At 40.8% G+C, this 17,383-nt stretch carries 19 protein-coding genes; all 19 read left to right on the top strand.

The features are described from left to right. The 19 genes from ACQ4KW_RS12255 to rseP all read left to right on the top strand — a co-directional run bounded on the left by ACQ4KW_RS12255 (position 1) and on the right by rseP (position 17,382). Positions 1-618 carry a chemotaxis protein CheC gene (locus tag ACQ4KW_RS12255; RefSeq protein ID WP_430882768.1) on the top strand — a complete coding sequence of 206 codons (618 nt, stop codon included), beginning with the start codon at positions 1-3 and terminating at the stop codon, positions 616-618. Continuing rightward, on the top strand, positions 615-1,100 hold the full coding sequence (locus ACQ4KW_RS12250; RefSeq protein WP_430882767.1) for a chemotaxis protein CheD: 486 nt from the start codon (positions 615-617) through the stop codon (positions 1,098-1,100). The genes ACQ4KW_RS12255 and ACQ4KW_RS12250 overlap by 4 nt, the downstream gene beginning before the upstream one ends. A 29-nt stretch (positions 1,101-1,129) precedes the next feature. Then, entirely contained in the window at positions 1,130-1,870 is a 741-nt protein-coding gene (locus ACQ4KW_RS12245) for a FliA/WhiG family RNA polymerase sigma factor (RefSeq protein WP_430882766.1), read from the top strand. Positions 1,871-1,896: 26 nt separating this feature from the next. Next, positions 1,897-3,303 carry a DUF342 domain-containing protein gene (locus ACQ4KW_RS12240; protein WP_430882765.1) on the top strand — a complete coding sequence of 469 codons (1,407 nt, stop codon included), beginning with the start codon at positions 1,897-1,899 and terminating at the stop codon, positions 3,301-3,303. A 13-nt stretch (positions 3,304-3,316) separates the two neighbouring features. Then, positions 3,317-3,655, top strand: coding sequence for a hypothetical protein (locus ACQ4KW_RS12235; RefSeq protein ID WP_430882764.1), 339 nt, complete (start codon positions 3,317-3,319; stop codon positions 3,653-3,655). A gap of 4 nt (positions 3,656-3,659) precedes the next feature. After that, positions 3,660-4,124: a DUF6115 domain-containing protein gene (locus tag ACQ4KW_RS12230; protein WP_430882763.1), complete on the top strand. Its 465-nt coding sequence runs from the start codon at positions 3,660-3,662 to the stop codon at positions 4,122-4,124. A gap of 178 nt (positions 4,125-4,302) precedes the next feature. Continuing rightward, entirely contained in the window at positions 4,303-5,016 is a 714-nt protein-coding gene (gene rpsB / locus ACQ4KW_RS12225) for a 30S ribosomal protein S2 (protein WP_430882762.1), read from the top strand. Between the two features lie 84 nt (positions 5,017-5,100). Continuing rightward, on the top strand, positions 5,101-5,751 hold the full coding sequence (tsf, locus tag ACQ4KW_RS12220) for a translation elongation factor Ts (protein ID WP_430882761.1): 651 nt from the start codon (positions 5,101-5,103) through the stop codon (positions 5,749-5,751). A 205-nt stretch (positions 5,752-5,956) separates the two neighbouring features. Further along, positions 5,957-6,667 carry a UMP kinase gene (gene pyrH / locus ACQ4KW_RS12215; RefSeq protein ID WP_430882760.1) on the top strand — a complete coding sequence of 237 codons (711 nt, stop codon included), beginning with the start codon at positions 5,957-5,959 and terminating at the stop codon, positions 6,665-6,667. Between the two features lie 6 nt (positions 6,668-6,673). Then, the gene (frr, locus tag ACQ4KW_RS12210; RefSeq protein WP_430882759.1) at positions 6,674-7,228 is read left to right on the top strand and encodes a ribosome recycling factor; all 555 of its coding nucleotides are present in this window, start codon (positions 6,674-6,676) and stop codon (positions 7,226-7,228) included. Positions 7,229-7,231: 3 nt separating this feature from the next. Continuing rightward, positions 7,232-7,456: a hypothetical protein gene (locus tag ACQ4KW_RS12205; RefSeq protein ID WP_430882758.1), complete on the top strand. Its 225-nt coding sequence runs from the start codon at positions 7,232-7,234 to the stop codon at positions 7,454-7,456. A 106-nt stretch (positions 7,457-7,562) separates the two neighbouring features. Then, the gene (locus ACQ4KW_RS12200; RefSeq protein ID WP_430882757.1) at positions 7,563-8,267 is read left to right on the top strand and encodes an isoprenyl transferase; all 705 of its coding nucleotides are present in this window, start codon (positions 7,563-7,565) and stop codon (positions 8,265-8,267) included. 9 nt (positions 8,268-8,276) lie between these two features. After that, entirely contained in the window at positions 8,277-9,074 is a 798-nt protein-coding gene (locus ACQ4KW_RS12195) for a phosphatidate cytidylyltransferase (RefSeq protein WP_430882756.1), read from the top strand. A 221-nt stretch (positions 9,075-9,295) separates the two neighbouring features. Beyond that, complete coding sequence (gene pdhA / locus ACQ4KW_RS12190) at positions 9,296-11,275, top strand: pyruvate dehydrogenase (acetyl-transferring) E1 component subunit alpha (protein WP_430882755.1); 1,980 nt, start codon at positions 9,296-9,298, stop codon at positions 11,273-11,275. Continuing rightward, on the top strand, positions 11,276-12,256 hold the full coding sequence (locus ACQ4KW_RS12185; RefSeq protein WP_430882754.1) for an alpha-ketoacid dehydrogenase subunit beta: 981 nt from the start codon (positions 11,276-11,278) through the stop codon (positions 12,254-12,256). It begins immediately after the preceding gene. 11 nt (positions 12,257-12,267) lie between these two features. Continuing rightward, a complete protein-coding gene (locus ACQ4KW_RS12180; protein WP_430882753.1) occupies positions 12,268-13,665 on the top strand; it encodes a dihydrolipoamide acetyltransferase family protein in 1,398 nt (465 codons plus the stop codon). 16 nt (positions 13,666-13,681) lie between these two features. Next, positions 13,682-15,067, top strand: coding sequence for a dihydrolipoyl dehydrogenase (gene lpdA / locus ACQ4KW_RS12175; RefSeq protein ID WP_430882752.1), 1,386 nt, complete (start codon positions 13,682-13,684; stop codon positions 15,065-15,067). Positions 15,068-15,227: 160 nt separating this feature from the next. Continuing rightward, positions 15,228-16,379: a 1-deoxy-D-xylulose-5-phosphate reductoisomerase gene (locus ACQ4KW_RS12170; protein ID WP_430882751.1), complete on the top strand. Its 1,152-nt coding sequence runs from the start codon at positions 15,228-15,230 to the stop codon at positions 16,377-16,379. 4 nt (positions 16,380-16,383) lie between these two features. Next, on the top strand, positions 16,384-17,382 hold the full coding sequence (rseP, locus tag ACQ4KW_RS12165) for an RIP metalloprotease RseP (protein ID WP_430882750.1): 999 nt from the start codon (positions 16,384-16,386) through the stop codon (positions 17,380-17,382). Position 17,383 lies beyond the last annotated feature (1 nt).

The following is a 17,383-nucleotide window of genomic DNA, read 5'->3' as shown; positions in this document are numbered from 1 at the left end:
ATGAGTGGTTATATTGAGCAAATGGACACAATTGTCCTAGATGTTTTAAAAGAAATAGGCAACATTGGTGCCGGAAATGCGGCAACGGCTTTGGCCAAAATGATTAACAAAAAAGTAGATATGAACGTTCCGAAAGTCAATGTACTTGATTTTTCTGAGGTGCCAGAAATACTTGGTGGCGCTGAAAATCAAGTATGTGGGATATTCTTTAAAATTGAGGGTGACATAGATGGGAGCATCATGTTTGTACTAAACATTGAAGATGCCCTTGCTCTTGTAAGCCTATTGATGCCTAGAGAGGAAAACACACTTGATGAGTTTACATTCTCGGCACTTAAAGAGATTGGTAATATACTTTCAGGATCGTATATTTCATCACTTTCAGGCCTGACTAACCTGAATATTAAAATTTCCATTCCATCCATAGCAATAGATATGGCAGGTGCTGTCTTGAGTGTGCCTGCAATAGAGTTTGGCCAAGTTAGCGACAAAATTCTTATTATTGAGAATGAGTTTATAGAACTACAAGAGAATGACTCAGTGAGAGGATTCTTTTTCCTTGTTCCTGACTTGGATTCTTATGATACTTTGTTTGGAAGCCTGGGAATACAGATATGAGTCAAGTGATAAAGGTTGGAATGGCAGATTTAAAAGTAACAGGTCCTCCTGAAGTTTTGTCAACTTTAGGACTGGGATCTTGTATAGGGATTTGTTTGTATGATCCTGTTACGAAGGTTTCAGGCTTGGCACATATCATGTTGCCAAACAGTCAAACCATTCGAAACAATTCAAATAGAGCCAAGTTTGCTGATACGGCAATTGATGATATGATTGATGAAATGATAAAAAAAGGCGCCAATAAAAGGCGCCTAGTAGGAAAAATTGCTGGTGGAGCACAAATGTTCTCATTTTCGAGTAAAAACGATATGATGAAGATAGGTGCCCGCAATGCTGATGCTGTTCGGTCTATTTTGAAAGACATGGGGATTCCCCTTAAAGCAGATGATACTGGCGGCAATTTTGGTAGAACGATTGAATTTTACCCTGAAGATGGCAGATTGTTGATTAAAACAATTGGTCACGGAACTAAGACAGTATAGTAGCGCATTATGAAGGGGACGAGTATGGCATGTCGAGAAATCTTAGCGAAGAGTGGAAGGCGTATAAGAATGATGGCAGCCAAAACGCCAAAGAGACTTTAATAGTTGAATACGTCGAGCTTGTAAAAATCATTGCAGGTCGTTTATACTCGTCATTTAATGCAAATGTAGACTTCGATGACCTCGTAAGCTACGGTATAATTGGTCTTATTGATGCCATTGAGAAGTTTGATATATCAAAGAATGTTAAGTTTGAGACGTATGCAAATATTCGCATCAGGGGAGCCATTGTGGATCAGATCAGGGCCCTCGACTGGATACCACGAAGCACACGTCAAAAATTCAAACAGCTTGATGAAGTTTTAAGCAAACTTCATAATTTACACGGCGACAATATCACAGACCAAATGCTTGCAGACGAGCTGGATATGACACCAAAGGAATTGAATAAGTTTTTAGGGGAAGCCAGTGCTCTATCGGTTATATCTCTGGACGAAAAGCTTTCGGAAAATTCCAATTTTAGCATTCGGTCAGATGATCGTGAGATAAGCCCAGAAGGCAATCTTTTTGATAAAGAAACAAAAAAACTCTTACAGGAAAGAATAGAGTCACTTCCTGAAAGAGAGAAGATGATTATTAATTTGTACTATTTTTCAGAGCTCACATATAAGGAAATTGCTGGTGTGCTCGAAATATCGGAATCACGAATTTCACAATTGCATTCAAAGGCGATACTGAAATTACGGGGAGCTGTGGAAGACTTATACTAGAGAATATAGAATGGCAGGTGGTCAAAATGACAGATGAGACACAGACACAAGGCACAGAAGAAAAGCAAGGACCAAGTGTGAAGGTATCTATTGCAGGTGACTATTATTCTGCATCGATAACTGTTGATCCCGGTGATAAACCTGACCTTGTGACGCACGATTTTATTTTGACAACCTTAAAAGAGAAAAATGTGACTGTCGGTATAGACTTGGATGTTGTGGATTCCATCGCACAAAATCCTAATAACATTCAGTCTGTCATTGTGGCAAAGGGGAAGCCGCATCAGAATGGACGAGATGGAGAAATAAAATATTTAGTGGACATTGATAAAGAGGCCAAGCCCAAAATGCTTGAAGATGGGTCGGTCGATTTTAAAGAAATAGATGCGTTCACAACCGTAAAAAAAGGAGATGTGCTCGCAGAGAAAGTTGACCCAACAGAAGGGACGCCTGGCCTAACTGTGACGGGAAAGAATATTAAAGGCAAACCAGGTAAAATTGCCAACTTCAAATTTGGAAAAAATGTTGAAGTCAGCGAAGATGGTTACCAGCTCATTGCTTCAACAGATGGCACAATCAAGATGGAGGGGCAGCGTATTTCAATTATTGAAATATTAGAAATACGAGGCGATGTCGGTGTAAAAACCGGTAATGTGACCTTTAAAGGCAAAATTCTAGTGACGGGCAATGTTGTGACTGGTTATACCATTGAATGTGATGGTGATGTTGAAGTGCAGGGCGTTGTTGAAGGCGCTAAAATTACAGCCACAGGTGATATTATTGTTGGACGTGGCATACAGGGACAAGACGAAGCTGTCATTGAATGTGATGGCAACCTTATTGGTCGTTTTATCAACAATTGTCATGCCAAAGTCAAAGGCAATATTGAAGCAGATGCAATCATGCACTCAAAAATCGTGTGTGATGGCGAGATAAAAGTGTCAGGCCGAAAGGGTCTTATTGTCGGTGGCGAGATCAAGGCTAAGGACCAGATATCAGCCAAGGTGATTGGTTCTGATATGGGCACTCAGACAAAAATTCAGCTTGGGGTAGACTCTGAGCTCATTGAAAGGTATCAGTTTTTAACGGACAAAATCAAGGAGCAAAGGGAAAATATAAAAAAACTGGATCAGGCGCTGAATATGCTTAATCGTCAAACCGCTGCTGCTCCAAACAACGATCAGTTAAAGGTCATGCTCAATAAAACCAAGTTGAGTAAAATTGAGTACCACAATGATTTAACAAGCTTTGCGACAGAACTTAAGGATCTGCAAGAAAGAATCAATAAGCTTCAGGGTTCTAAAGTTATTGCTTCAGAGGTGCATCCAGGTACAAAAGTAACCATTGGGCATTCTCACTATAATGTTAAAAATCTCATAAAAGATGCTGAGATTTGCAAATATGAAGGAGAAATAACAACTGTAAGAAGATAGAGAGGTGAGGCAAATGCCACTCAGACCTATTGATATGCAGGTAATTCTTCCAAGAGTAGAAAGCTTCAAGCAGGCCAAGGAAACCGTTGTTCACAAAGAAGCCAACACTCAGCACCAGCAGCAAATGACAACCCAGCAGGTGGCTGATCAGAAGCTTAAGCAAGTGAACACGTATCATCAAAAAGAAGAAGAAAAAATTAAAGATGAAGAGAAAAACCGTGGTCAGGCTCAAAAAAGAAGCGCAAAGAAAAAGAAAAATGAGAAAAAAGACGAAGATGAACCTGAAAAAGATAAGATTGATCCAAATAAGGGATATGGTTTAGGGTATCATCGGTTTGATATGAAAGTGTGATATTTTGATTGGAATACTTAGCATAATTGTTGGTGTTACAATTGTGCTTGTCTCCACGCTTTTAATAAGAAGAGAACTGTTAAGAGCAAGTCGAGATCAGAAACGATCCTTTAATAGTTTAAGCGATGAGAATGTGGATCAGGTCATGCAGTATCTTAAGAAAGTTGAAAAAGAGCTGGATGACCTTAATGCTGCTTACTATGAGATTGTCTCAGATTTAGAGGGCAAGTACAGTGTTCACGACAAAGAAATCGAACTCTTGCAAGAGAAGTTTGAGACTTTGAGTCTACCTGTTAGAAGGGCTAGAGTGATCGCTGACAAACAAGATGAACAAGTACTCAACGAGCAGGAAAAGATCTGTCATGAAGCCGTTAGAATGCGCCAGGAGGGTCAATCCATTGGTCAAATAGCTAAAGCGCTTAACATGGGCGTTGGTGAACTTCAGCTTCTTTTAAAAACAAAAAAATAACACCGAATAAAAAAGTCGACTGGATTACAATATTTAGCCGATTTTATGTTGCTCGGTGTTTTTTCATGTGGTATACTACTTGAGGTAACAATACACACCCGCCATAAATATCAGGTGGTGCCGAAAGGTTCCTGATATGTTGAGTGACGGGGAGGATAAACTTAAGGAGGACATTAATATGTCAGTAATTTCAATGAAACAACTTCTTGAAGCAGGTGTACACTTTGGTCACCAAACAAGAAGATGGAACCCAAAGATGGCTCGTTTCATCTTTACAGAAAGAAACGGAATCTACATTATCGACCTTCAAAAAACTGTTCGTAAGGTAGAAGAAGCTTACAGCTTCATTAGAGAAGTTGCTGAAGAGGGCGGCAAAGTTATCTTTGTTGGTACGAAAAAGCAAGCTCAAGAATCTATCGAAACAGAAGCTAAGCGTGCTGGTATGTACTACGTTAACCAAAGATGGTTGGGTGGTATGCTTACAAACTTTAAGACAATCAAGAAGAGAATTGACCTTCTAGAAAAGCTTGAAGCTATGGAAGAAGACGGTACTTTCGAAGCACTTCCAAAGAAAGAAGTACTAAAGCTACGTCAAAAGAAAGAAAAGCTTAACAAGTTCCTTGGCGGTATCAGAGATATGACTGATCTACCAAAGGCTATGTTCGTGGTTGACCCTAAGAAAGAAAAAATCGCTATCGCTGAAGCGCGTACACTAGGTATCCCAGTAGTTGCTATTGTTGATACTAACTGTGATCCAGACGAAGTTGACTTCGTAATTCCTGGTAATGACGACGCTATCCGTGCAGTAAAACTTCTATCTGGTAAGATGGCTGACGCATGTCTAGAAGGTATGCAAGGCGAATCTATGGAAGAAGCTCCTGCTGAAGCGTAGATAGATATAAATAGGTAAGGGGAAACTCTTACCTTCTTTAATAAGATCGACAAACAACATATGTATTTTGAAGGAGGAATTCCTATGGCAGTAACAGCTGCAATGGTTAAAGAACTGCGCGAGAAAACTGGCGCAGGTATGCTAGATTGTAAAAAAGCTCTGACTGAAAAGAATGGAAACATCGAAGAAGCAGTAGATTTTCTTCGTGAAAAAGGCCTGGCGAAAGCGGCTAAGAAAGCTGGTCGTGTGGCTGCAGAAGGTATCGTAACTTCTTACATCCACGGCGGCGGTCGTATTGGTGTTCTTGTTGAAATCAACTCTGAAACAGATTTCGTTGCTAAAAACCCATCTTTCCAAGATTTTGCGAAAGACGTTGCAATGCAAATCGCGGCTTCTAATCCTCTATACGTTAAGCGTGAAGAGGTACCAGCAGACGCAATCGAGCGTGAAAAAGAAGTTCTTAAGGCACAAGCTCTTAACGAAGGCAAGCCTGAGCACATCGTTGAGAAGATGGTTGTTGGTCGTATTGAAAAATACTACAAGGAAAACTGCCTTCTTGAGCAAGCATTTGTTAAGAACCCAGACCAAGATATCCAGTCTCTACTAAACGAAAAGATTGCAACAATCGGTGAGAACCTTTCAATCCGTCGTTTTGCTCGTTTCGAAGTGGGCGAAGGTATCGAAAAGAAAGAAGAAAACTTTGCTGAAGAAGTTGCTAAGCAGCTTCAAGGCTAATTCATTCACAGTTGCTCAGAAAGAGAACACTTTTGTGTTCTCTTTTTTAAAGCGGGTATACTGATGAAGACACTTGTTTTTTCATGTGTTCGGACTTTTTGAATGAAATAAGTGTCAAAATAAATGTTTCTTTGTGATTTTGCATTTTTTAAAGGGATATGGGCCCCTTGTGTAGAATCTTTTCTTTGGAATGGAGGTATCTTCTTTGGAACCTAAATATAAAAGGGTTATACTTAAACTAAGCGGTGAAGCACTGGCCGGCGAAAGAGGCTTTGGGATTGACAACGATACTGTTGATCGCGTGGCTATGCAAATTAAAGAACTCGTTGATATGGGCGTGCAGGTTGCAGTTGTTATTGGTGGCGGAAACTTCTGGAGAGGTCGTAGCCATGATTCAATGGACAGATCAACAGCAGACTATATGGGCATGTTAGCGACTGTTATTAATTCCCTAGGCATACAAGATGCTGTGGAAAATTTAGGCATGCAGTCTCGAGTTATGTCTGCGATTGAAATGCGTCAAATTGCAGAACCTTACATAAGAAGAAGAGCTGTTAGACACCTTGAAAAAGGACGTGTGGTTATCTTTTCAGCAGGAACGGGCAATCCATTCTTCTCAACTGATACAACTGCGGCTCTTAGAGCAGCTGAAATTGAAGCTGAACTGATCTTGCTGGCTAAAAAAGTGGATGCTGTATATGATAGTGACCCAATGGTTAATCCTGAAGCGAAAAAAATTGACAAGATCACTTATATCGATGTCATTAATCAGGGACTGGGTGTTATGGATACAACAGCTATCACACTATGTATGGAAAACAATATTCCAATTCAAGTGTTCGGCCTTAAAGGTGATGACAACATCAAACGTGTCATTCTTGGTGAAGAATTAGGGACAATAATTAAGGAGGATTAATGCCTTATGAATGAAGTACATAAAATGATCAAAGAAAAGATGGAAAAAACAGTTGGTGTTTTAAGAGAAGACCTACAGACAATCCGTGCAGGACGAGCAAATCCAAATATTCTGAACAAGATCACTGTAGAGTATTATGGAACGCCAACACCACTGACTCAGCTTGCCAACATTACGGTTCCAGAACCACGTATGCTTCAAATCAACCCGTATGATGTAAGCGCTATTTCTGATATTGAAAAAGCAATTATGAACTCTGATTTAGGCATGAACCCATCAAATGATGGTAAAATCATCCGTCTATCTGTTCCAATGCTAACAGAAGAGCGTCGTAAGGACCTTGTAAAGCAAGTGAAGAAGACTGGTGAAACAGCTAAAGTTGCTATTCGTAATGAGCGCCGTGAAGCCAATGATAAGCTAAAGAAAATGCATAAAAGCAATGAACTAACTGATGATGATTTGAAGTCAGCAGAAGAAGAAGTTCAAAAGATGACAGATGATCATATCAAAAAAATTGATGATATGGTAAAAGCTAAAGAAGCTGAAGTTCTGGAGGTATAATCTTTGAACATCCCAGATACACTGGGTTTGAACTTGAACGAAGCTAGAAGAGAGATTCGGACAAATTGCCCGAATCTCTCTATTATCATTCAAGAGACCCGTTCCCGAAAAGAGCCTGAGTTTATGGGCATTGAAGATGCTAAAGTCATTAAGCAAGAAGTGACCGAAGAGGGCGTTAAACTACTGGTCGGTTTTTTCGCAGACATATATGAAGATAGAATCAAATAGAGTCATATCCTTGATTTATGAGGGAAAGCGGCCAAAATATATTGACCGCTTTCCCGGATAAGTTACATATATAGCATAATTACTAAGACGTAAAGGGGATTTGAAATTGAAAAACAATATACCTCAGCATATAGCGATTATCATGGATGGAAACGGCCGCTGGGCCAAAAAGAGAAACCTTCCAAGAGTTGCAGGGCATAAAGCTGGTGTGGAGACTTTAAGAGATGTCATTGAACGAGGTGGAGACCTTGGGGTAAAACACATGACATTCTATGCATTTTCAACAGAGAATTGGAAAAGACCTGAAGATGAAGTGAAGGGGCTAATGAATCTTTTGGTGGCCTACTTGAAGTCAGAGACTAAAAAACTTCACGAGAACAATATTAAGATAAATGTGATTGGAGACACATCACGACTGCCAAAACTGGCACAAAATGAGCTGAAGAAATCCATCGATTTGACTGCCAACAACACGTCTATGACTGTTCATATCGCCCTGAATTATGGCGCGCGTGATGAAATTGTTCGTGCTGTTAAACGCATATCAACAGATGTAAAGAATGGTCAATTGGATGTAGAAAACATTGACGATGCCTTGATAAGCAACAACCTATATACAGCTGGTACGCCAGACCCTGATTTGATGATCAGGACTTCGGGTGAAGTACGACTCAGTAATTTCCTGCTTTGGCAATTTGCCTATACTGAATTTGTGTTTACAGATATGTACTGGCCAGATTTTAATGGAGATGCTCTTGAGAATGCGATTGAAGAGTATCAAAATCGTCACAGGAGATTCGGCAAATTATAGGAGGATTAGATGTTAAAGAGATTAATATCCAGTCTTGTGGCATTGCCAATTCTACTGTTTGTGGTGCTAATGGGTGGGAACTACATAAAATTTGCAGCTATGCTGCTGAGTCTTATTGGACTTTACGAGTTTTATCATGCGTTTAGATTGGCTGGTTATAAACCATCAGCAAAATTGGGTTACACATATACATTTGTATTATACGGGGCAGGTTTCCTTGATGTGGGGCCAATATTTTATATTGCCATAGTCTTTATGTTTTTATACAACGTTCTCATATATAACGTGTTGAGTAAGCATGAAGCCATTCTTGATATGGCACTGACCTTTTTGGGTTTTTTCTATGTGGCGTTTTCATTTTTCCATATATCCTTAATTTCCAGTGTGGATAGCAATTTCTACATATGGTATATCTTTATATTAGCATGGGGATCAGACACTTTTGCATATTTCGCAGGTCGCCTTTTTGGCCGACATAAGTTGATTGAACATGTGTCGCCTAAAAAGACAATTGAGGGGTCTATCGGTGGCCTTGTGGGCGCAACGCTGCTTTCAGTGGGCTTTGCCTACATGTTCAAACCTGAATTTATGACCTTTGCAATTTTCTTAGGGCTAATAGGCAGTATTTTGGCCCAAAGTGGTGATTTGATTGCATCAAAAATAAAGCGCTACTGCGGTATTAAAGATTACGGCAAAATAATGCCAGGTCATGGAGGCGTTCTCGATAGGTTTGATAGCATTATTCTGACCGGTCCATTCATATATTATTTCATATTCTTCTATATGAAATGGGCACATTTGTTGTAATTTTCAGAGCGTCTACGAGTGTATGATTCAAAGAATGTCCTAAAGAAATAAGATTAAGTCTTTAAAAAAAGTTTAGAGCACACACCTTCTGGTGTGTGTTTTTTGTGCTTAAAATGAGATAAATGAATCAATTGTAAATTAAATGATAACAAATATCACTTATTTGGTAAGTATTAGAGGCTTCGGGTATAAGAGATAAAAATCAGGTTTGGAGAGACAATATGGAGACAATTAATAAATCGGAAACGCTAATACTGTATTCAGATCAAAATGACCCATATTTTAATCAGGCCTTAGAGTACTATCTGTTGACGGAGCTTGAACAATATCATCAGATATTTTTTCTTTGGATCAATGCCCCTTGCGCCTTTATTGGACGAAATCAAAATCCGTGGAAGGAATTGAAATTGGACAAAATGGAGGCGAATGAAATTCCCTTGTTGAGAAGAAAGTCTGGAGGTGGCACAGTCTATCATGATGAAGGGAATTTGAATGTGTCATTTATAAGTCCCCATAGAAAATCCGATTGTTATAAAAATCTAAGAGTCATACAAGCAGCTGCTTCAAAATTTGGCTTGCAACTTCAAGCCACAGACAGATATGACTTAAGGTGGCAGGGGCATAAGGTTACAGGGAGTGCATTTTACATGTATAAGAAGAGAAAAATGCACCACTGCACACTACTTGTAGATGTGGATGAATCCGCTCTATGGGAGGTTTTAAATTTTGAACATGAGGCCTATCAGTCAAAATCCGTCAAGTCTATTAAAAGCCCAGTGGTCAACTTGAAAAAAGGTAATGACATAATGAGCATGGACCGTATCAAGGCCAGTGTCATTGAAGCCATAGCTACAGAATTCAATCTTGGACATGTGTCAGTACATAAACCACAGGACATCGTTGAAGATTGGGATCTTCTTAGGCATTATGTAGATGGTTTTAAAAGCTTGACCTGGCTGTATGGAGAAACACCTGATTTTAAGTACACTTCAGAAACGGGAAGAGAGTACCAGGTTAAGAAGGGTCAGTATAAAGGGCACTTTTTTTCGGAAAGTCTCATAACAAATTTTGAAAGCAAAAGTAAAAAAGACGGTGATAAACCAGAAGGAGGCATGAACGTGTTATTTGAAAACTACAATCCCTTAACAGACGAAATGATACAGATTATGGATAAGGATGGTCATATCGTTCACCCAGAACTAAAGCCGGATATTCCTGATGAAAAGTTATTAAGCATGTATAAGACCATGGTCAAAAGCCGGGTGACTGATACAAAGACACTTCAATTTCAAAGACAGGGTCGTATATTAACATATGCACCTAACTTGGGTCAGGAGGCTGCACAGGTTGGAACCATAGCAGCATCTGAGAAAACTGACTGGGTGGCATCGGCCTTCAGAGAACTCGGTGCATGGCTTTATAGAGAAGCTCCACTATATAAAATATTGTTGTACTGGTATGGCAATGAAGAAGGCATGAAAATGCCTGAAGACGTTAGAATATTACCTGTAAGCATTCCGATTGCTTCTCAGTTGCAACATGCCACTGGCCTAGCCTATGCCTCTGTATACAAGGGAGAAAATGATGTTGTTCTTGGTTATGTGGGGGATGGTGGCACATCTCAGGGAGATTTCCATGAAGCTCTTAACTTTGCAGGCGTGATGAATGTACCTTGCGTTTTTATCGTTCAAAACAACCAGTTTGCCATATCAACTAGACGGGCCATTCAAACAAGAGCCAAGACCATTGCTCAGAAATCACTCGCCTATGGTATTCCAGGGTATCAGGTAGATGGAAATGATATTTTTGCAGTATATGCTGTGACAAAAATGGCTGTTGACAGGGCGCGAAATGGAGAGGGCCCAACCCTTATTGAAGCCTACACTTATAGACTGGGGGCCCATACAACTGCAGATGATCCAACAGTCTATCGTGATAATACTGAAGTTGAAGAGTGGCAAGAGAAAGACCCGATTGATAGATTTAGAAAATACTTAATTGCTCAAGGGCTTTGGAATGACGAAAAAGATGAGGCCCTTAGAAAAGAGTATGAAGACGAAGTGAGAAGCACTTTTGAAGAAGTTGAAAAATCAGGACTGGTTCCACTGGAGGATGTTTTCAGCTACACCTATGAAAAAATGACACCAGCCCTTGAAAACCAGTACAAAGAACTTAAAAGAAGAGCAGAGGAGGGAAAATAAATGTTGGTACTCAACTTAATTGAAGCGATCACCAATGCTCTCGATGTGGAAATGGGGCTAGATGATACGGTCGTTGTATATGGTGAGGATGTCGGTTATGAAGGTGGCGTATTTAGAGCGACCAAAGGCCTTCAAGCTAAGTATGGTGAGAAGCGTTGCTTTGACTCTGTTCTGGCTGAATCTTCAATCATTGGTTCGGGCATAGGTATGGCTATAAATGGTTTGAAGCCAGTTGTTGAAATGCAGTTCTCAGGATTCATGTTTCCAGGTTACAATCAAATCGTTACCCATGCAGCGCGGATGCGCAATCGAAGCCGGGGCAATTTCACTGTGCCAATGGTTATTCGAATGCCATACGGTGCTGGTGTACGAGCCTTAGAGCACCACTCGGAGAGTTTGGAAACATTATTTGCCCACATACCAGGTCTCAAGGTGGTTGTACCATCAACACCATATGATGCCAAGGGACTTTTAATAGCGGCTATTCGTGACCCTGATCCAGTTGTATTCTTAGAACCTAAGCGAATCTACAGGGCCTTTAAGCAAGAAGTGCCAGAAGATGATTATGAGATTGAAATTGGTAAGGCGAGAGTGATACAAGAAGGCACTGACTTAACGGTGGTTTCGTGGGGAGCCATGACAAGGGATACACAAAAGGCTATAGATGCCCTTGAGGCAGACGGAAAGCATAGTATCGAACATATTGATCTAAGAACGATTTCGCCAATTGACAAAAAAACCATCATAGAGTCTGTACAAAAAACAGGACGATTTGTCGTGGTTCATGAGGCTGTGCGGTCATTTGGTACGGGTGCAGAACTTATTTCCATTGTAAATGAAGGAGCTTTTTTATACCTTGAAGCACCGCCAACGCGCATCGCACCACCGGACATCATCGTACCACTTCCAAAGGGAGAGCATCATTATTTGCCAAATCCAAAGACGATTGAAAAAGAGCTTATAAAAGTATTGGAATTTTAGGAGGTGACTAAATGTTTCAGGTAAAATTCGCAGACGTTGGCGAAGGCGTCCATGAGGGTGTTGTGTTTAAAATATTTGTGGATGTTGATGGTCAAGTTGAAGAAGGTGAATCCATCATGGCCATTGAGACGGACAAGGTCACAGCCGATATTCCGTCTCCTGTCAGTGGCACAGTGAAAAAACTTCAGTGGAAACCTGGAGATAAAATTGAAGTGGGTCAAACCATCGTCTTAATAGATGATGGTCAGGAGGGCGTCCGTTCAAACATGGAAGTGGATGAGGAAGAAGCTCAGGCAGATTCAGTGCATTCAGACACGGGTCAGTCTGCATCTGATGAGTCTGAAAGTCATTCTGAAACCGTGGAAGAACAGGGCAGTACAAGTGTGGTTGGTGAAATCGAAGTGTCATCAGAAGTGATCGCTTCAAGTTCGGAAGGTCAAAGCAAACCATCCACTATGGATAAAATTAAAAAAGTTCTCGCCACGCCTGTGGCAAGGAAAATGGCCAAGGACTTGGGCATTGACATAAAAACCATTGAGGGCACAGGCCCTGCAGGTCGTATTTTGAAAGCAGACATACAGAAGGCCCATGACATTCAGGCTAAAACTGAAGAACAAGGCGAGTCAAAATCTCATAATAAAGGCAAGGATATAAAGGGCCATTCAAGTATAGATCATGGACAACCATCCTATGTGCCTAAAGAACCTGAGGCGCTTATTGAACGTGTGCCTATGTCGATGATTAGAAAGACCATTGCAGCCAATATGACCCAGTCAAAGTATACAATTCCTCACACAGCTGTAATGGATGAAGTGGATGTGACAGGGCTGGTTGAATACAGGACACGAACAAAAGACATGGCAAAGGACAAAGATATTAAGTTGACCTATTTAGCCTTTATAGTGAAAGCTGTCACGTCAGCACTTAAGCAACATAAAATTTTGAACGCGTCCTATCATCAAGAGGAAGAAGAAATAATCATTAAAAAGTTCTATAATATTGGTATCGCAGTGGATGCCCCTCATGGTCTTATTGTGCCAGTGATTCATAATGCCGATCAAAAAGGCATTCTTGAACTGGCTCATGCTATTGATGATTTGAGCAGCCGGGGCAAGGAAAAGAAACTGCATACAGATGAACTGACACATGGAACCTTTACCATAACAAATTATGGAGCTTTTGGTTCAAGCTTTGGTGTACCGATTATTAGGTATCCAGAATCGGCTGTTCTGGGCATTGGTGCAATTACGAAAAAACCAGTGGTTGTCGATGATGAAATAGTTATAAGGCGTATCATGCCATTATCGATGTCGTTTGATCATAGAATCATAGATGGTGCAGATGCAGGTCGTTTTATGAGAACCTTAAAAAGGCTTCTTGAAGACCCAGACCTTCTTTTAATGAGCTAGAAGGGAGGAGGACAATATGAAAAATTATGACATCATTGTATTGGGTGGCGGACCCGGAGGCTATGTTGCGGCTATAAAAGGTGCGCAACTAGGCGCTGAGGTTCTTCTTATAGAAGCTCACAAAATTGGTGGGGTGTGCCTAAACTATGGTTGTATTCCAACAAAGACTTTGTTGCGAACGGCCAATCTCTATAAAGACATGATGAATGCCACTGAATTTGGCATTGATATTGAAAGCATGGATTCAGTCACCATTAACTGGAAAAATTTAATGAAACGTAAGGACAAGGTTGTCAAAAAACTGACTGGTGGCGTCAGGCAACTTGTCAAGCACAACGGTATAGATTATGTTGAGGGTTTTGGTACGGTCATTGACAAAAACACCATTGATGTTGATGGCACTGAGTATAAAGGGAAAAATTTAATCCTAGCAACAGGCTCAACAACAAGGGTGCCGGATATTCCAGGTCTACGTGAGTCTTTTCTTGAGGGTCACAGTGTGGATAGCACAGGGGCAATTGCCCTCCCACAGAGGCCAGAAAGTCTAACCATTCTAGGTGGAGGTGTTATTGCAGTCGAATTTGCAACCCTCTATAACAGTCTTGGTACAAAAGTGACACTGCTCCAGCGATCTGATAAAGTTTTAAAGTTTCTTGATAAAGATGTCCAGGAAACCATGCAAAAACATTTGATCAAAGAAGGGGTTCAAATCATTACAGGCGTTGATATTCAGTCTATTGACGAAAATCGGGTTCACTATGAGGTCGGTGGTGAGAAAAACACGGTTGAAAGTGATCATATTCTTGTGAGTCTTGGTCGAGAACCCAATTTAAAAGGCCTTAGCAATTTGAATCTCAAGGTGAGTCGCAAGGGCGTTGAAGTGGATGACCATATGGAAACCAGTGTGGAAGGTGTATATGCCATTGGAGACTTGAATGGTAAATATATGTTGGCCCACGTTGCTTCAGCAGAAGGACTAGTCGCGGCTGAAGCCATTATGGGCAGTAAAAGCACAATTAACTATAGGAGAGTGCCTTCGTGCATTTATAGTTTTCCAGAAGTGGGTGTGGTTGGCTATACGGAAGATGAAGCAGTTGAGGCAGGATACGACGTTGATACAAGCCTGTTTCCTCTTAGTGCAAACGGTAAAGCAATGGCCCATGGTGAAAAAACAGGCTTTGTAAAAATTGTGTTTGACAAAACCTATGGCGAGGTCTTAGGGGTTCATATCGTGGCTGGTCATGCCACGGATATGATTGCTGAAGCCACAGCATCCCTAGAACTTGAAGCCACAGTTCATGATTTGGCCAAGACGGTTCATCCGCATCCTACCCTTTCAGAAGTGGTAATGGAAGCGGCTCATGGAGCGGTAGGCAAGCCTATTCATGCCATCAAAAAATAAAGAAATATTATTGGTATAGCAAATGTTCATAGAATGGTTACCTTTTTTGCCCCCTTTATCTGTTATAATAGATAGAGAAATAAATCTAAAGTCCTGTTTGAACCACTGAACATAAGTGGTTTAACAAGAATAAAGGGCTTGGCTATCAGGAGTGACTAAAATGAAGAACATTGCAATACTAGGCTCTACGGGTTCAATTGGAACACAGAGTCTTGACATAATTGCGGATTATCCAGACAAATTTAAGGTGAAAGCCCTTAGTTGTCAGTCGAATATTAAGCTTATCAGAGAACAGGCAGAAATCTATAAACCTGAGCACATTGCTGTATTCTCAGATGAAGCCTATGAAACACTCATAAAAGAAGGGCTCTCATATCCGGTTCAGATTCATCGTGGTATGGAAGGCCTTCTTTATATTGCAAAACTTGAAGGTGTGGATATAGTCCTCACATCTGTGGTGGGGAATATAGGCTTATTGCCAACGGTTGAAGCCATCAAGGCGGGGAAAGATGTGGCCTTGGCCAATAAGGAAACCCTTGTGACTGCAGGGTCTATTATAATGCCACTTGCAAGGAAACACGGTGTGAACATCTTGCCTGTTGACAGTGAACACAGCGCCCTATTTCAAGCTTTACAGGGCAATCGGGTCAAAGACATTAGAAGACTCATACTCACGGCATCTGGTGGGCCTTTCAGAGGAAAAAGCCGAGAGGAACTGATTGATGTGAAGGCAAAGGATGCCTTGAAACATCCAAACTGGTCTATGGGTCAAAAGATAACTATTGATTCAGCAACCCTTATGAACAAGGGGCTTGAAGTTATTGAGGCCAAGTGGCTTTTTGATGTGGATGCTGATGAAATAGATGTGGTGGTTCATCCAGAGTCCATCATACATTCCATGGTTGAATATCATGATAGCTCAATTATGGCGCAAATGGGTCTTCCAGATATGAAGCTCCCTATAATATACGCACTGAATTACCCTGAAAGACTGGAAACAAAACTGGAAAGCTTAGATTTTACAAAAATGAATCAGTTGAATTTTCAAACACCAGACACACAGACCTTCCCATGTCTTGACCTTGCTTATAAGGCCCTGCGGGCTGGCGGGACAATGCCAACAGTGCTAAACGCCGCCAATGAAGTTCTGGTTTACCAATATCTAAAAGGGGAGATTGGGTTTTATGATATACCCGATCGAATTGAAAAGCTTATGAGAGAGCATGAAAATATTCAAATGCCTACAATTGAGGATATTTTGAAAGTTGACAGTGAGACGCGACGTGCGGCTCTGAATATGCAAAAGAGGTGATTGTATGACAGCGATAGTTTTTATCATCGTATTTGGTATGCTCGTGTTCATTCATGAGTTTGGACACTTTGCTACAGCAAAATTATCAGGCATTACGGTGCATGAATTTGCACTTGGAATGGGACCTAAAATATTTAGTTATCAGGGACAAGAAACTTTATATAGTCTAAGAGTCTTGCCTATCGGTGGCTATGTTCGCATGGAAGGGGAAGACGAAGAGTCTGACAAGGATGGGTCTTTCAGCAAGAAGAGTCCATGGAAGCGCCTTGCAGTTATTGCAGCGGGACCAATTATGAACTTTGTCCTTGCCATTGTGGTCATTACAGCCCTTTTTATGATGGATGGATTTCCAGTCAACACAATTGGAGAGCTGATTGATGGAGCGCCTGCTAAAGCGGCGGGACTTGAGGTCGGAGATGAAATAACAAGCATTGACGGACAAGCGGTGACATCATGGGATGATGTTGTGACAACCATTTCAGGGGCCGAGACGGATGATTTAAAGGTCACAGTCCTCAGGGGCGGTGTGGAAGAATCATTTACAATACAAGCCACAAAAGAAGAAGAGACAGGACGCCGAATTATTGGTATACGTCCCATGTTTAAAAAAGACATTTTACAGTCAATAAAATATGCTTTTATGGGTGTTTTTTTCACAATACAAGCCATTCTTCAGTATTTAGGATCACTCCTTATGGGGCAAGGCGACTTTTCTCAAGTGTCTGGTCCGGTGGGGATTTATAACGCTGTAAGCGAAGCCTCTCAAACAGGTCTGAAGAGTATTTTAAACATCACAGGACTGCTTTCAATCAACCTGGGTCTTATAAATCTACTGCCTTTTCCAGCGCTGGATGGAGGCCGAATCATATTTATTGGTCTGGAAATACTAAGAGGCAAGCCTATTGATCAAGAAAAAGAAGGCTTTGTTCACTTTATTGGTTTCGTGGTATTAATGACCCTTATGGTTCTACTGGTCATGAAAGACTTAAACATCGGAGGTTAGA

Origin of the sequence: Tianxiuia mixotrophica (assembly GCF_050596425.1) — a bacterium.
In the GTDB taxonomy this organism is placed as follows: Bacteria; Bacillota; Clostridia; order Peptostreptococcales; family Acidaminobacteraceae.
This window is presented reverse-complemented; position numbering and strand designations above follow the sequence as displayed.

Excerpts from the sequence above, each read along its gene's own strand:
- ACQ4KW_RS12255 (WP_430882768.1), top strand. The coding sequence starts at position 1 with ATGAGTGGTTATATTGAGCAAATGGACACAATTGTCCTAGATGTTTTA.
- ACQ4KW_RS12250 (WP_430882767.1), top strand. The coding sequence starts at position 615 with ATGAGTCAAGTGATAAAGGTTGGAATGGCAGATTTAAAAGTAACAGGT.
- ACQ4KW_RS12245 (WP_430882766.1), top strand. The coding sequence starts at position 1,130 with ATGTCGAGAAATCTTAGCGAAGAGTGGAAGGCGTATAAGAATGATGGC.
- ACQ4KW_RS12240 (WP_430882765.1), top strand. The coding sequence starts at position 1,897 with ATGACAGATGAGACACAGACACAAGGCACAGAAGAAAAGCAAGGACCA.
- ACQ4KW_RS12235 (WP_430882764.1), top strand. The coding sequence starts at position 3,317 with ATGCCACTCAGACCTATTGATATGCAGGTAATTCTTCCAAGAGTAGAA.
- rpsB (WP_430882762.1), top strand. The coding sequence starts at position 4,303 with ATGTCAGTAATTTCAATGAAACAACTTCTTGAAGCAGGTGTACACTTT.
- tsf (WP_430882761.1), top strand. The coding sequence starts at position 5,101 with ATGGCAGTAACAGCTGCAATGGTTAAAGAACTGCGCGAGAAAACTGGC.
- frr (WP_430882759.1), top strand. The coding sequence starts at position 6,674 with ATGAATGAAGTACATAAAATGATCAAAGAAAAGATGGAAAAAACAGTT.
- ACQ4KW_RS12195 (WP_430882756.1), top strand. The coding sequence starts at position 8,277 with ATGTTAAAGAGATTAATATCCAGTCTTGTGGCATTGCCAATTCTACTG.
- pdhA (WP_430882755.1), top strand. The coding sequence starts at position 9,296 with ATGGAGACAATTAATAAATCGGAAACGCTAATACTGTATTCAGATCAA.
- ACQ4KW_RS12185 (WP_430882754.1), top strand. The coding sequence starts at position 11,276 with ATGTTGGTACTCAACTTAATTGAAGCGATCACCAATGCTCTCGATGTG.
- ACQ4KW_RS12180 (WP_430882753.1), top strand. The coding sequence starts at position 12,268 with ATGTTTCAGGTAAAATTCGCAGACGTTGGCGAAGGCGTCCATGAGGGT.
- lpdA (WP_430882752.1), top strand. The coding sequence starts at position 13,682 with ATGAAAAATTATGACATCATTGTATTGGGTGGCGGACCCGGAGGCTAT.
- ACQ4KW_RS12170 (WP_430882751.1), top strand. The coding sequence starts at position 15,228 with ATGAAGAACATTGCAATACTAGGCTCTACGGGTTCAATTGGAACACAG.
- rseP (WP_430882750.1), top strand. The coding sequence starts at position 16,384 with ATGACAGCGATAGTTTTTATCATCGTATTTGGTATGCTCGTGTTCATT.